General features: G+C 61.1%; 11 protein-coding genes and 2 pseudogenes. 8 read left to right on the top strand and 5 right to left on the bottom strand.

Going from position 1 to position 12,723, the window contains the following annotated elements; genetic code table 11:
- Positions 1 to 337: 337 nt before the first annotated feature.
- Positions 338 to 1,657: an OprD family porin gene (locus tag U367_RS0122785; protein WP_028618700.1), complete on the bottom strand. Its 1,320-nt coding sequence runs from the start codon at positions 1,655 to 1,657 to the stop codon at positions 338 to 340.
- Between the two features lie 226 nt (positions 1,658 to 1,883).
- Between U367_RS0122785 and U367_RS0122790 the strand changes: the two genes are divergently transcribed.
- The 4 genes and pseudogenes from U367_RS0122790 to U367_RS0122800 all read left to right on the top strand — a co-directional run bounded on the left by U367_RS0122790 (position 1,884) and on the right by U367_RS0122800 (position 4,270).
- Positions 1,884 to 2,216 carry a DUF2790 domain-containing protein gene (locus U367_RS0122790; RefSeq protein WP_028618701.1) on the top strand — a complete coding sequence of 111 codons (333 nt, stop codon included), beginning with the start codon at positions 1,884 to 1,886 and terminating at the stop codon, positions 2,214 to 2,216.
- A 195-nt stretch (positions 2,217 to 2,411) separates the two neighbouring features.
- Positions 2,412 to 3,050 (top strand): annotated as a pseudogene (locus U367_RS1000000132800) (PAS domain-containing protein); the annotation flags it as partial.
- A 156-nt stretch (positions 3,051 to 3,206) separates the two neighbouring features.
- Positions 3,207 to 3,638: pseudogene (locus tag U367_RS1000000132805) on the top strand (methyl-accepting chemotaxis protein); the annotation flags it as partial.
- A gap of 53 nt (positions 3,639 to 3,691) precedes the next feature.
- Positions 3,692 to 4,270 carry a flavin reductase family protein gene (locus U367_RS0122800; protein ID WP_028618703.1) on the top strand — a complete coding sequence of 193 codons (579 nt, stop codon included), beginning with the start codon at positions 3,692 to 3,694 and terminating at the stop codon, positions 4,268 to 4,270.
- Between the two features lie 94 nt (positions 4,271 to 4,364).
- Here U367_RS0122800 and U367_RS0122805 read toward each other — a convergent pair whose 3' ends face one another.
- Positions 4,365 to 5,249, bottom strand: a complete 885-nt coding sequence (locus tag U367_RS0122805) for a LysR family transcriptional regulator (protein WP_028618704.1) — start codon at positions 5,247 to 5,249, stop codon at positions 4,365 to 4,367.
- 122 nt (positions 5,250 to 5,371) lie between these two features.
- Here U367_RS0122805 and U367_RS0122810 point away from each other — a divergent pair, with 122 nt between their 5' ends.
- A complete protein-coding gene (locus U367_RS0122810) occupies positions 5,372 to 6,709 on the top strand; it encodes an MFS transporter (RefSeq protein ID WP_152537939.1) in 1,338 nt (445 codons plus the stop codon).
- Here U367_RS0122810 and U367_RS0122815 read toward each other — a convergent pair.
- Positions 6,686 to 7,507 carry an AraC family transcriptional regulator gene (locus tag U367_RS0122815; RefSeq protein WP_028618706.1) on the bottom strand — a complete coding sequence of 274 codons (822 nt, stop codon included), beginning with the start codon at positions 7,505 to 7,507 and terminating at the stop codon, positions 6,686 to 6,688. The two genes, U367_RS0122810 and U367_RS0122815, sit on opposite strands and share 24 nt — an antisense overlap.
- Before the next feature lie 142 nt (positions 7,508 to 7,649).
- On the opposite strand from U367_RS0122815, the gene U367_RS0122820 reads away from it, so the two are divergent.
- Positions 7,650 to 8,288, top strand: coding sequence for a LysE family translocator (locus tag U367_RS0122820; protein ID WP_028618707.1), 639 nt, complete (start codon positions 7,650 to 7,652; stop codon positions 8,286 to 8,288).
- 44 nt (positions 8,289 to 8,332) lie between these two features.
- Positions 8,333 to 9,427 (top strand): D-alanine--D-alanine ligase, encoded by a 1,095-nt coding sequence (gene ddlA / locus U367_RS0122825; RefSeq protein ID WP_028618708.1) that lies wholly within the window; start codon positions 8,333 to 8,335, stop codon positions 9,425 to 9,427.
- On the opposite strand, the gene pgeF is transcribed toward ddlA, so the two are convergent.
- Positions 9,417 to 10,142: a peptidoglycan editing factor PgeF gene (gene pgeF, locus U367_RS0122830; protein WP_028618709.1), complete on the bottom strand. Its 726-nt coding sequence runs from the start codon at positions 10,140 to 10,142 to the stop codon at positions 9,417 to 9,419. The genes ddlA and pgeF overlap by 11 nt on opposite strands.
- 26 nt (positions 10,143 to 10,168) lie before the next feature.
- Positions 10,169 to 11,998 carry a gamma-glutamyltransferase gene (ggt, locus tag U367_RS0122835; RefSeq protein WP_050587917.1) on the bottom strand — a complete coding sequence of 610 codons (1,830 nt, stop codon included), beginning with the start codon at positions 11,996 to 11,998 and terminating at the stop codon, positions 10,169 to 10,171.
- Positions 11,999 to 12,300: 302 nt separating this feature from the next.
- Between ggt and U367_RS1000000132540 the strand changes: the two genes are divergently transcribed.
- The gene (locus U367_RS1000000132540) at positions 12,301 to 12,432 is read left to right on the top strand and encodes a hypothetical protein (RefSeq protein WP_269078568.1); all 132 of its coding nucleotides are present in this window, start codon (positions 12,301 to 12,303) and stop codon (positions 12,430 to 12,432) included.
- Positions 12,433 to 12,723: the final 291 nt, after the last annotated feature.

A 12,723-nucleotide genomic window follows, 5' to 3' on the forward strand; every position in this document is an offset into this window, starting at 1 on the left:
ACCTTCAAAGAAAACGAAAAGGGGCATGGCCTCATGGCGAGGCTGAGTAATCTGTAGGAAAACTCTGAAGCGTGAAGTAGCTTTAGGGTCAAGCCGCGTCAGACGAGTGCGACGATTCGTCACTGACTCTGCGCACAAAAAAAACGCCCCAAGCGGGGCGCAAAAAGTTCATCTCTGTTCCAAAGGAGCTACACAAAAGCCGCAGAGATGAGTTGTGTTCGATGTGCAGTGTAAAAAGTGCAACTTAACGAGAAGGTGAGGCCAATATTACAGTTCTGACAGACTTCAACTTGTAAACAGATGTAGGCCATCGGCAAGTGAATGTAATGGACATCCCTTAAAGCACTGCAATGGGATACTCGACAATCAACCGAACTTCTTCCAGGTCCGACTCAAATGCACTAGAGCGCACTGTCGCCTGGCGCAGTCGCAGCGATAAGTCTTTCAAGCTGCCTTCCTGCACCACGTATTTGGCTTCGATGTCCCGCTCCCAGCGGCGTTGGTCGGTGAGCGGGTTGCCAGCCGCATCGCGACGCATGTACACCGCGTTGGCGTTGCTGTAGTCAGCGCCGCTGCCTTTGCCGTAGCGGGTCATGAACGACAGGCCGGGAATGCCGAACGCCTGCATGTCCAGGTCGTAGCGCACCATCCACGAACGCTCCTTGGGCGAGTTGAAGTCGCTGTACTGGATCGAGTTGTTGAGGAAGATCGAGTCCGACTGGCGCAGGTAGTCGAAGTCGTCATCGCCATTGTTGCGTTGGTGCGAGACGGCCAGGCTGTGGGCGCCGACCTTCACCCCGAGCCTGGCGCTCCAGATGTCGTTGTCGAACTCGCCCAGCAGCTTCTTACCTTCGTCCACTGCCTTGTAGTAGTTGAAGTCACCGAACAGCGAGACGTCATCATTGAGTGGATAACTGGCGGTGCTGCCGACGTAGTACTGGTTCCAGGCGTCTTTCAGGCGGCTGCTGTAGAGGCTGAAACCAAGGTTTTTGTTGACGGTGTAGTCGCCGCCGAAATAGCCGATCCAGGGCGAGTCGACCGGGCCCGCGTAGAAGGTGGCAAACCCCTTGTCCATGCCGCTTTGCGTCGGCTGGCTCATGCCGCTCAAGTGTCCGCCCTGCAAGCTAAGGCCCTCAAGACTGGTGTTTTGTGCGGTGACGCCGCGAAAGCTTTCCGGCAAAACGCGTGAGTCACCGTATGCCACGACCGGGGTCAGCGGGAATACATCGCCGGCTTTAATAACGGTGTCCAGCACACGCAATTTCGCGGCGCCACCGACTTTGCTGTAGTTGTCTTCCGGACGGTTGTTACTGTCCACCGGTAACACGCCGAACGAGCCTTTGCCACCGCTGCGGCCGGTGCCCGAGTCCAGCTTCACGCCGACCATGGCGAATGCGTCCAGGCCAAACCCCACGGTGCCTTGGGTAAAACCGGACTCGAAGCGCCCAATCAATCCCTGCGCCCAGGCTTCTGAGTAGCCGTTGCCGGTGGGGCTGGACTGGCCCTTGCGATCATCGCGGTTGAAGTAAAAATTACGTGCCAGCACGTTAAGGCTGCTGCCTTCGATAAACCCCTCGGGTTTTTCTTGCGCAGCCACGGCGGCCAAGGGCAAGGCGGCGCATAGTGAAAGGGGAAGGCTGTAGTGACGGATACGCATGGTTCGCTCCTGGGTACTGGCAGTGTTCAGCTTCTTATGGGAGTGGGCGTTCTTATTGATCTGGCCCGGGCTGATAGTTGCAAACTGTGGATAACGAAGAAGTGGCGTGAACATTACAATTCTGGAAGCTCACCGTTATCTAACAAATAAGTAATGTTCTGGTGAAGATTGCGTCAGGGTCAGTTGGTTAGTCTCGGCACTGAACATTTCAACCGAGGAACTAACCATGAACTTTTATACCGTCGCGCTGGGCGTGTTAACTGCAGTTTTGTCTTTCGGTGTATTGGCCGAGGGCGGGGGCGATCGTACGTTCGCGCTGATGATGGAGCGCAATGAGAAAGCCATGGCCGACTATGCCGCCAAAAAGGGTAAGCCGGCGCCCGAGGTCCAGGTGTATCGCTATGGCCTGGAGCTGGATATTGCCAAGGTGGTCAACGTCACGCCGCCGATCCGTTCGTGCAACGCGGTGCCGTCGCGCATGACCTATGAAGACTCCAGCGGCAAGCTCAATACCCTTGAATATAAAGTGATGGGCGTGTGCCGAAACAACGGCAGCTAATGGATCCAAAAATATTGTTGGACCTGAGGCTAAAGCTCTCTTCAGAAAACGCAGGCAGCGCCGATGCAGGTCAGATCACTCTCCCCACTTGACCATCGGTGCCCCATGTTCAACACCCGTTTGAAGCAGGAGCTGTCGGCTCTTCGCGAAGAATTGTCCAGCTTGAATCAGGTCAAGGAGAGCCTGGAAAGCGAAATGCTGTGCCTGACGCTGGACGCCGAAGGTCGGGTGGAATGGGCCAACGCCAACTTCCTGCAGGAGTTGGCCTATCAGAGCGGCCAACTGCTGGGACGGAAGATCGAAGACCTGGAGCCCGTCCATGTGCGTCGGGATGAGTTCCAGCAGCGCTTCAAGAACGCGCTGGTGCGCGGTGAACACTTCGCCGGCACCGTGCGCCTGATGCGTGGCAATGGCCAGGAAGCCTGGCTGCGCTCGATTGTGCAGCCGGTGCGCAGTTCCGATGGGCGCATCAAGCATTTTTCGATTTATTCCAGCGATCTAACCCGCACGATCGAGGCCTCCCGCGAGCATGAAAACCTCATGAACGCCCTGGTGCGCTCGACGGCCGTGATCGAGTTCGATCTCGGTGGACACGTGCTCACCGCCAATGATCGGTTCCTCGGCGGCATGGGTTACAGTCTGGCGCAGATCCAGGGCAAGCATCACCGGATGTTCTGCGAGCCGGAGGAATACAACAGCACCGAATACCAGGACTTCTGGAAGCGTTTGAACGCCGGTGAGTTTGTCGCGGCGCGCTTCAAGCGGGTCGACAGCCATGGCCGTGTGGTGTGGCTGGAAGCGACCTACAACCCGGTGCTGGACGCCAATGACCGGCTGTACAAAGTGGTCAAGTTCGCCACAGTGATCACCGACCAGGTCAACCAGGAACAGGCGGTCGCCGAAGCAGCGAACATTGCCTACAGCACCTCGCTGCAAACTGACAACAGCGCCCAGCGCGGTACCACCGTGGTGACCCAGGCTGTGGATGTGATGCGCGACCTGGCCAAGCACATGCAGCAGGCCGGCGACGGCATCGAGGCGCTGAACGCTCAGTCCCAGGTCATCGGCACCATCGTCAAGACCATCAGCGGTATTGCCGAGCAGACCAATCTGCTGGCGCTCAACGCTGCCATCGAAGCGGCGCGCGCGGGTGAGCAGGGCCGTGGTTTTGCCGTAGTGGCCGATGAAGTTCGGCAGTTGGCATCACGGACCAGCAAGGCGACCGAAGAGATCGTCGGCGTGGTGCGCCAGAACCAGGACATGGCGCGCGATGCTGTGAGCCTGATGACTGAAGGTCGCCTGCAAGCCGAGCAAGGCCTGGCCCTGGCGGCCGAAGCGGGCACGGTGATCGTGGAGATCCAGGACGGCGCGCAGAAGGTCGTCAGCGCGGTGGGGCAGTTCGCCAACCAACTGTCGAGTTGAGCCTGGGGCTTCAGGTATCGTAGGCGCTTTCTTGCATGAAGAGCCGACCGTCCATGAGCCCTACCCACCGTCGCCCCGTTCCGCTGTCCAAGGCCTACCGTTTGCTCAACCACGGGCCGACCGTACTGGTGAGTGCCGCGCACAATGGCCAGCGCAATATCATGGCCGCTGCCTGGGCCATGCCGCTGGATTTCGAACCGCCGAAAGTCGCCGTGGTGCTGGACAAGGCAACATGGACCCGCCAACTGCTCGAGGGCGCCGGCACCTTTGTGCTCCAGGTGCCTTGCGCGGCCCAGGCCGACCTTGTGCAAACCGTGGGTAACATCACCGGCGCCGACACTGACAAATTTGCCGCCTTCGGCTTGCAGACGTTCAAGGGTGAACACACCGAAGCGCCGTTGCTGGAAGGTTGCGTTGCCTGGCTGGAGTGCCGTCTGTTGCCCGAGCCCTATAACCAGCAGACCTATGATCTGTTCCTCGGTGAAGTGGTGGCGGCTTATGCCGATGAGCGCGTATTCAGCGACGGTCGTTGGCACTTCGAAGGCCATGATGAACTGCGCACCTTGCACCATGTGGCGGGCGGGCATTTCTTGACCATCGGCCAGCCGATCACCGGCAAGACCCTGGCCTGACGCCCCCTGTAGGAGCCGGCTTGCCGGCGATAACCGTCTTGAGGAGTACGTCTATTCCACAGGCCGCATCGCCGGCAAGCCGGCTCCTACAGGGTTACCATTTTGCCTGGCTGAGGGCTTCGGCGAACGCCATCAGCTTCGGTGAGTACTGCCGGGACGGCGGGTAGACCAGCGAGATCGCCCGACGGCGCCCGGCGACGTGTTCCAGTACCGGAACCAGGCGCCCGGCCGCGAGGTCGTCGCGCACGGCAAAATCCATCACCTGGGCGATGCCAAAACCGCCCACGGCGCCGTCAACCAGGGCATCGCCGATGTCAAAGATCAGCCGCCCTTCGACGCTTACATCCTGCACCTTGCCGTCGATCATGAACTGCCAGTCCACCAGACGGCCGCTGCGCAAGTTACGTACGGTGAGGCAGTTGTGGTGCTTGAGGTCATCGACGCAGTGCGGGGTGCCGAAACGTGCGAGATAACCGGGTGCGGCCACCGTGACCCAACGCAGTGGCGGCAGTGCGCGGGCGATCAGGCGTTGGTCCTGGATCTCGCCGGTACGCAGCAACGCATCGAAGCCTTCATCGACGATATCCACCAGGCGGTCGGTCATCACCGCCTCGATGCGCAACTCGGGGTAACGCAAGGTCAATTCGCCTATCACTGGCATCACCACTTTGCGCCCGAACAGCGACGGCGTGCTGATCTTCAACAGACCGGACGGGTTGCTGCGCCGGTCGAGCAGCAGTTTTTCGGCTTCGGCCAATTCCGCCAGCAACGGTGCACTGCGCTCGTACAACATCTGCCCATCGGGGGTGAGGCTGACGCTGCGCGTGTTGCGTTGCAGCAGGCGAACCCCCAGCTCGCTTTCCAGGCGCGAAATGGCGCGGGACAGACCGGACTGGGTCAGCCCCAGGTCACCGGCGGCACGGGTGAAACTGCGGGTTTCAGCCACGCGGACCAGCAGGCGAACAGCGTTCAGATCCATGATTAAAGTCATTACTGAAAGAGTGATAGCGCTATTTATCATCGATCAGGCATGAAAGAAACTGATGCCCTCTCATTTTCGGACAGGACGCTGTGATGTCTCCTTCTCGACCCTCAGGCTGGATGTTGACGTTGCTGGCCACCGCGCAATTGATCATCGCGCTGGATGCCACCATCGTGTTTGTCGCCTTGCCGCAGATCGGTGCTCACCTGGATTTTTCTGCCCAGCAATTGCAGTGGGTGGTCAGCGCCTACAGCGTGGCATTTGGCGGGTTCCTGCTGCTGGGTGGCAGGGCCACGGATTTGCTCGGCAAGCGCCGTTTGTACCGGGTGGGGCAGTCGCTCTACGCCCTGGCCTCCCTGGCGGCGGTGCTGGGTGGCAGCGCGATATTGCTGGTACTGGCGCGGGCGGTGCAGGGCGTGGGCGGTGCGATGCTGTTCCCGGCCACGCTCGCGCTGATCAACACTCACTACGCCGAAGGGCCGGCGCGCAACCGTGCGTTTGCCGTGTGGAGTGCGGCGTCGGCGGCGGGGCTGGCGTTGGGCGCGTTGCTTGGCGGCGTGCTGACCCAGGTGTGGGGTTGGGAAGCGGTATTTCTGGTGAACGTGCCTCTGGCGGGCGGCTGTGCGTGGGCGGCGCGGTACTGGATCCCCGCTGACCCTGCGCCCGCGCGCGGGCGTAGCTTTGATATCAGTGGCGCGCTGACCGTGACCGTCGGCGGTACCTTGCTGGTGTTCTCGTTGGTACAAGGCCCGGAATGGGGCTGGACGGCCCCGTCCACCCTCGGCTGCCTGGGCATGGCATTGGTACTGCTCGGGCTGTTCGCCTGGATCGAACACCGAGGCCGCGACCCGCTGATGCCGCTGCGCCTGTTTGCCTACCGTGAGCTGCGCATGGCCATGGTGCTGACGGCAGTGTTCATGAGCAGCTTTGGCGTGCAGTACTACTTCCTTGCGCTGTATTACCAGCAAGTTTACGGCTACAGCGTATTGCAGGCGGGGTTGGCGTTCTTGCCGGCGACCTTGGTGTGCACGTTCGGCATCTGGCTGGCGGAGCGCTCGCTGGTGCGGCTGGGGTTGCGCAACACCCTTGTCAGTGGGCAACTGGCTGGCGCGCTGGGCATTGCGCTGGTGGTATGGGCGTTGCCGACCGGCGTGGGGTTCTGGTCGCTGCTGCCGGGGATTTTCATCCTGAGCATCGGCCAGGGCATGACCTGGACCGCGATGTGGGTGGCGGCGGGCCTGGGCATTCGTCCGGGCGAGCAGGGCGTGGCGGCTGGGATGGCCTCCACCAGCCAGCAGATCGGCGGGGCCCTGGGGCTGGCGGTGCTGGTGTCGGTGGCGAGCGCGGGGGGCATCGAACGGGCGTTGTGGTGGAGCGCAGCGATTGCCCTGGCTGGCGCGATATTGGCGCTGCGTCTCAAGCAACCGGCGGGGTTATCTGCCTTGGAAGCGGTCTGACATTTTTACCCAGCGCGACGGCGGCATGCCGTAGGTGCTGCGAAATTGCCGGGTCATGTGACTCTGGTCGGTAAACCCTGCGGTCATTGCCGCGTCGACCAGCGATTGGCCCTGGGCCAGCAGGCTGCGCACCAGGTCCAGCCGGCGCATGGTCAGGTAGCGGTAGGGGCTGGTGCCGAACAGCAAGCGAAAATCCCGCGACAAGGCCCAACGGTCACGGCCGGCATGGTCGGCCATTTCATCCAGGGTGATGCTGCGGCCCAAGGCGCTGTGGATAAATTCCCGCGCGCGCTCTGCGGCTACATAGTCGAAGGTCTTGCGGCTGACGATCCCGCCCGAGACGTTGCTCAAGGCGTGGGCCAGGTCAAACAGGGCGTCCTGTTCCTGCAACGGGTCGATGGGGTTATCCAGATTCTGCAGCAGTACTTCGCTGGCGCGAAACAGCCGTGGGTCGGTGGATAAACCGTTGGGGATAAACGGCAACGGTTTGCCGCCGAGGATCTGCTGGATCAGCGATGGTTCGACGTAAATCATCCGGTACTTGAAGCCTTCATCGCTGCCGGCGTGACCGTCGTGGGTCTCGTCGGGGTGAAGCACCATGGTGGTGCCGGGCAGGCTGTGCACCATGTCGCCGCGATAGTGAAAACTCTGCACGCCCGTCAACGTCCGCCCGATGGCGTAGGTGTCATGGCGATGAGGGTCGAAGGCGAAGCCGGCAAAATACGCCTCGATACGGTCCAGGCCACTGGCATGCGGGGCGCGGTGCAGCCAGTCGAGGGTGGCGGTGGGTTTGCCCATGATGGCGCGTCACAAAGAAGGAAAGATAAGTACGTTAACCCAGTCTGGCTCGGGTTGTCTGCCGGGGTCTTGTACGATTGTGCAGGGCGTGGGCGAGGCCTATGATCGCTGTTCGTGCCTTGCGCTGATGGAGCTGCCTCCCATGGATTTTTTCAACCCCGCCTACCTGGCGCCCCTGGTTTCGCTGGCCCTGCTGTGGACAGTGGCAGTGGTGACGCCCGGCCCCAACTTTTTCAATACGGCGCAATTGGCCGCCAGTTGTTCGCGTCGCCATGGCGTGGTGGCATCGGCCGGTGTGGCGACGGGGACCATCCTGTGGGGACTGGCCGGCGGCCTGGGCATCAAGTCGTTGTTTACCGCCGCGCCGATGCTTTACCTGGCGTTCAAGGTCTTGGGTGGCTGCTACTTGATCTACCTCGGCTTGAAGTTGTTCAAGCGCTCGGCACCGGCCATGAGCCAGAGCATGCTGCCGGACGAGGCTCGGCGCTCGCTGTTTTCCGCCTGGCGGCTGGGGTTGCTGGGTAACTTGTCGAACCCCAAGGCGGCGCTGTTTGTGGCCACCATCTTCGCGTCCACCATGCCGCCGTCTCCCTCACCGCTGCTGCTGACTCTGGCGGTCATCACCATGGCCACCTTGTCGTTCAGCTGGTATTCCTGCGTGGCCTTGGTGTTTTCCAGCGAGCGCATGGCCGATCTCTACAGTCGCTCGCGCAAGTGGCTCGACCGCTTTGCCGGGGGCTGCTACCTGCTGTTCGGTGCACATCTGGTAGCGAATCGCTGACCGCCCGTGGTAAGAAGCCTTACTTTCAACAGTGAGGCCGGGTCATGAGCAAGGTGCGGGTAGGTATTATTTTTGGTGGCAGGTCGGCCGAGCACGAAGTCTCGTTGCAATCGGCGCGTAACATTGTTGACGCGCTGGACCGCTCCCGTTTCGAGCCGGTGTTGATCGGTATCGACAAGGCTGGCCACTGGCACCTCAACGACACATCGAACTTCCTGCTCAACCAGGAAAACCCGTCCCTGATCGCACTCAACCAGTCCAACCGCGAACTGGCGGTGGTGCCCGGCAAGGCCAACCAGCAGCTGGTGGAGACCTCGGGCACGGGCTTGCTGGAACATGTCGATGTGATTTTCCCCATCGTCCACGGCACTCTCGGCGAAGACGGTTGCCTGCAAGGTCTGTTGCGCATGGCGGACCTGCCTTTTGTCGGTTCCGACGTACTCGGCTCGGCGGTGTGCATGGACAAGGACATCAGCAAACGCCTGCTGCGCGATGCTGGTATCGCCGTTACCCCGTTCATCACCCTGACCCGCGGCAACGCGGCGCGTACTTCGTTTGAGGCTGCGGTGAACAAACTCGGCGTGCCGATGTTCGTCAAACCTGCCAACCAAGGTTCCTCCGTGGGCGTGAGTAAAGTCGGCGACAAAGCCGAATACCACGCGGCTGTCGAATTGGCCCTGGGTTTTGATGAAAAGGTGTTGGTTGAATCCGCCGTAAAAGGCCGTGAAATCGAGTGTGCCGTGCTCGGCAACGAAAACCCCATCGCCAGTGGTTGTGGCGAAATCGTGGTGAGCAGCGGTTTCTACTCCTACGACAGCAAATACATCGACGACCAGGCCGCCCAGGTGGTGGTGCCGGCCGACATCAGCCAGGAAGCCAGCGAGCGTATTCGCGGGCTGGCCATCGAGGCGTTCGAGGTGCTGGGTTGTTCCGGTCTTGCACGGGTCGACGTGTTCCTCACCGACGACGGTGAAGTGCTGATCAACGAAATCAACTCACTGCCCGGCTTCACCCGCATCAGCATGTACCCCAAGCTGTGGCAGGCGGCGGGGATGAGCTACAGCGAACTGGTGAGCCGGCTGATCGAGCTGGCGTTGGAGCGGCACGCGGGGCGCAAGGGGTTGAAGATCAGTCGGTGATGCGAGCAATCCACGAATAAATCAGCGTCTTCACTTCCTCTGGATGATGCGTCCTTCGGCGGTAGCTGGCAAAGGTGCGGGAGGTGCAGTAAGTGCACACCTCACTCACCTCGATCTGCTCCCGCCGGATGCCGGCGGCTTGCAGCAACATCACCCCATAACCACTCAAATCAAACCACGCACTTCCCTCTTGCCGGGCGTAGGGTGGTGTGATCTCAGGCGGCAGCAACGGCGCTGGTTGAGCGGTGCTCCACGGCGCCTGCCCGGTTGACCACACGTGCCCTTGGTCAGCCTGAAACTGCGCCACAAACCCTTCGCTTACCTCATAGCAGCACGGTTTGATCGACGGCCCGATCGCCACCCGCAACTGGTCGACCGCAATCCCTTCATCGGTAAAGCGCTTGATGGCATTGGCGATGATCCCGCTTTGCAGGCCCTTCCATCCTCCATGCACCGCAGCGACCTTTTCGCCGCCCTGCGAGGCAATGAGAAGGGGCAGGCAGTCGGCGGTAATCACCGCAATGGGATGATGCTCACCCGTGCACACCCCGTCCGCTTCAACGGTATTGGGCACCTGGTCGGCTTGCCACTCGATCACCGAAGGGCTATGCACCTGCTTGCAGATGAACACCTCTGCCGGGCGCAGCGGATCATTGATCGAACAAAAACCGTGGTCGACGCCAGGGATGGCGCCGAGATTATCTGCCTGCTGCACGAGCGCGTTCTCCGTTGATTGAATAGTCAGTCGCCAACCGCTACGCCTTCGCGCCGAGGGTCGGCGCCGCCGCTCAGCGACACTTTGCCCTGGGCATCCCGCGTGCGGACGATGGCCTGGATGCCGCTGGTCATATCGATCTCGCTCAGCGCATGGCCCTTGTCCTTGAGGACCTGTTTCAGCGCGGGGCTGAACAGACCGGTTTCCAGCTCGGTTGCGCCATTGCGGCTGCCAAAGTTAGGTAGGCTGATGGCGGCTTGCGGGTCGAGTTTCCAGTCGAGCATGGCCACCAGGGACTTGCTCACGTACTCGATGATTTGCGAGCCACCGGGTGAACCCACCGTGGCCAGTAATTCGCCGCTTTTGCGGTCGAACACTAGGGTCGGCGCCATGGCCGAACGCGGGCGTTTGCCGGACTCGACGCGGTTGGCGACTGGCTGGCCGTTTTCCTCGGGAATAAACGAGAAGTCGGTCATCTGGTTGTTGAGCAAGAAGCCCTGCACCATCACATGTGAGCCGAATGCCGCTTCCACCGTGGTGGTCATCGACACAGCGCCGCCCTGGTCATCCACCGCCACCACTTGTGATGTGGAAATGCGCAGCGGCGAGCGATCCGGCGCGTAGGCCACCTGGATACCTGCAGGTACACCCGGCTTGGCGATGCCCATACTGCGTTCGCCGATCAAGGCCGCACGCTTGGCCAGGTAGTTCGGTGCGACCAGACCCGCCACGGGCACTGGAACGAAGTCCGCGTCGGCGACATAGAGCGCGCGATCGGCAAACGCCAGGCGCCCGGCTTCGGCCAGCAGGTGCACGGCTTCGGGCGCGGGCTCAAGGCCAGCAGGCGACGAGCTTTTCACCGGTTGCATGGCTGCGATGGTCAGGGCGGGATCGCGTGCTTCCAGCGCCTGCAAGGTGCCGAGGATTTGTGCGATGGCGACTCCGCCCGATGACGGCGGTGGCATACCGCAGACTTTCCACTGTTTGTAATCGGTGCACAGCGGCTTGCGCTCTTTGGCGGCGTAGCCCTTGAGGTCCGCCAGGGACAGGCTGCCTGCGTTGCGATGGCCCTGCACCTTGCGTGCGATCTCATCGGCAATCGGCCCTTGGTACAGTGCATCCGGCCCTTCCTTGGCGATGCGTTTGAATACGTTGGCCAGTGCGGGGTTTTTCAACAGCGTACCGGTGGCTTTTGGTGAGCCATCGGCGTTCAGGAAGTACGCTGCCATGTCCGGCGATTGCGCGATGTAGCGGTCGGCTGCGATCAGGCTGTGCAGGCGTGGAGAAATGGCGAAGCCCTGTTCCGCCAACCGGATCGCCGGCTCGAACAGCTCGGCCCATTGCAGGTGACCGGTCTTCTTGTGTGCCATCTCAAGAGCACGCAATACCCCAGGCGTGCCGACCGACCGTCCGCCAATCTGCGCGTCTGGAAACGCCATCGGCTTACCATCGGTCTTCAGGAATAACCGCTCCGTCGCCCCGGCTGGCGCTGTTTCGCGGCCGTCATAGGCGTGCACGGTGTTTGCGTCCCACAGCATGATGAACGCGCCACCGCCGATGCCGGATGACTGCGGCTCCACCAGGGTCAACACCGCCTGCATCGCAATCGCCGCATCGATAGCCGAACCGCCTTTGCGCAGCATCTCTCGCCCGGCCTCGGCCGCGAGCGGGTTGGCGGCGGCCGCCATATGACGCTCAGCCTGTTGGGTGGTGAGGTCGGTGCGATAGCCTGAGCCCAGCTCTGGCGCCGGTGGCTGTTCGTTGACAGAGGTATTGCATGCAGCCAGTGCAAGGGCTGCGGCAATCACTGACAGTTGGCGGCGGGAAATCGAAAACACGCGCTGAACTCCGTTCATTTTGAGAATGATCTGTTGTCCTTGGGGTACTGCTTCTTACAGATAAATCGTGCCTTCCAGGTAGAGCACGGCATGCGTGCAAGGGTGGAGCCGGACACTAACAGTGGGGCGGGCGAGCGTCAAAATACAGATGGGCGGTTTTTCCTGCGAATGCAGTCGCCGTTGTGAAAAAGCTTGATGGCCAGCAGTTTCGCCTAGCTGGCCAGCGACTGTTTCGCTTTGAACCTCTCTCACTTTCCTGGGGGCCCGATGCGGATAATCGAGCCTTTAGCCGCCTAGGCCTGAGCCATGAAGGGCAACTGTTGAAGACACCTTCGAGTTTCGAAGACAGAGACGCACGCCAGCAATTGCACAGTGTGCCCTTGAGTGACGCAAACGACCTTCGCCCGCAGTGGAACCTCAGCGACGTATTGGTCAAGGGCATTGAACCTTGAATATGGGCTTGACCCCGATAAGCCATTGCGGATGAACCTGAACGACACACTGGGTAGTCTGCCGAGCCCTGATCTGACGATTGACCTGGGAGACCTGCGCGTGAGGATGCAAGGCCGTTCAGCGAGTTGAAGTTGTTGCTGCTCGTCCCGGGATGGGTCAGCGCTGCTTTGACATCAGCATATCGGCTGGCCTCTCGGAGTGTACTCCACCATTCGACGGTGTCTGAGTGCTCGTAGGGGGGGGCGAGCGTTTCGACCGCATCGATGAGATCAAAGAAGAACAGTGCCCCG

The sequence above is a fragment of the Pseudomonas canadensis genome (assembly GCF_000503215.1).
In the GTDB taxonomy this organism is placed as follows: domain Bacteria; phylum Pseudomonadota; class Gammaproteobacteria; order Pseudomonadales; family Pseudomonadaceae; genus Aquipseudomonas; species Aquipseudomonas canadensis.

Coding starts and splice junctions, on each gene's coding strand:
- U367_RS0122810 (WP_152537939.1), top strand. CDS start 5,372: ATGTTGACGTTGCTGGCCACCGCGCAATTGATCATCGCGCTGGATGCC.
- U367_RS0122790 (WP_028618701.1), top strand. CDS start 1,884: ATGAACTTTTATACCGTCGCGCTGGGCGTGTTAACTGCAGTTTTGTCT.
- U367_RS0122820 (WP_028618707.1), top strand. CDS start 7,650: ATGGATTTTTTCAACCCCGCCTACCTGGCGCCCCTGGTTTCGCTGGCC.
- U367_RS0122785 (WP_028618700.1), bottom strand. CDS start 1,657: ATGCGTATCCGTCACTACAGCCTTCCCCTTTCACTATGCGCCGCCTTG.
- ggt (WP_050587917.1), bottom strand. CDS start 11,998: ATGAACGGAGTTCAGCGCGTGTTTTCGATTTCCCGCCGCCAACTGTCA.
- ddlA (WP_028618708.1), top strand. CDS start 8,333: ATGAGCAAGGTGCGGGTAGGTATTATTTTTGGTGGCAGGTCGGCCGAG.
- U367_RS0122815 (WP_028618706.1), bottom strand. CDS start 7,507: ATGGGCAAACCCACCGCCACCCTCGACTGGCTGCACCGCGCCCCGCAT.
- U367_RS0122800 (WP_028618703.1), top strand. CDS start 3,692: ATGAGCCCTACCCACCGTCGCCCCGTTCCGCTGTCCAAGGCCTACCGT.
- U367_RS0122805 (WP_028618704.1), bottom strand. CDS start 5,249: ATGGATCTGAACGCTGTTCGCCTGCTGGTCCGCGTGGCTGAAACCCGC.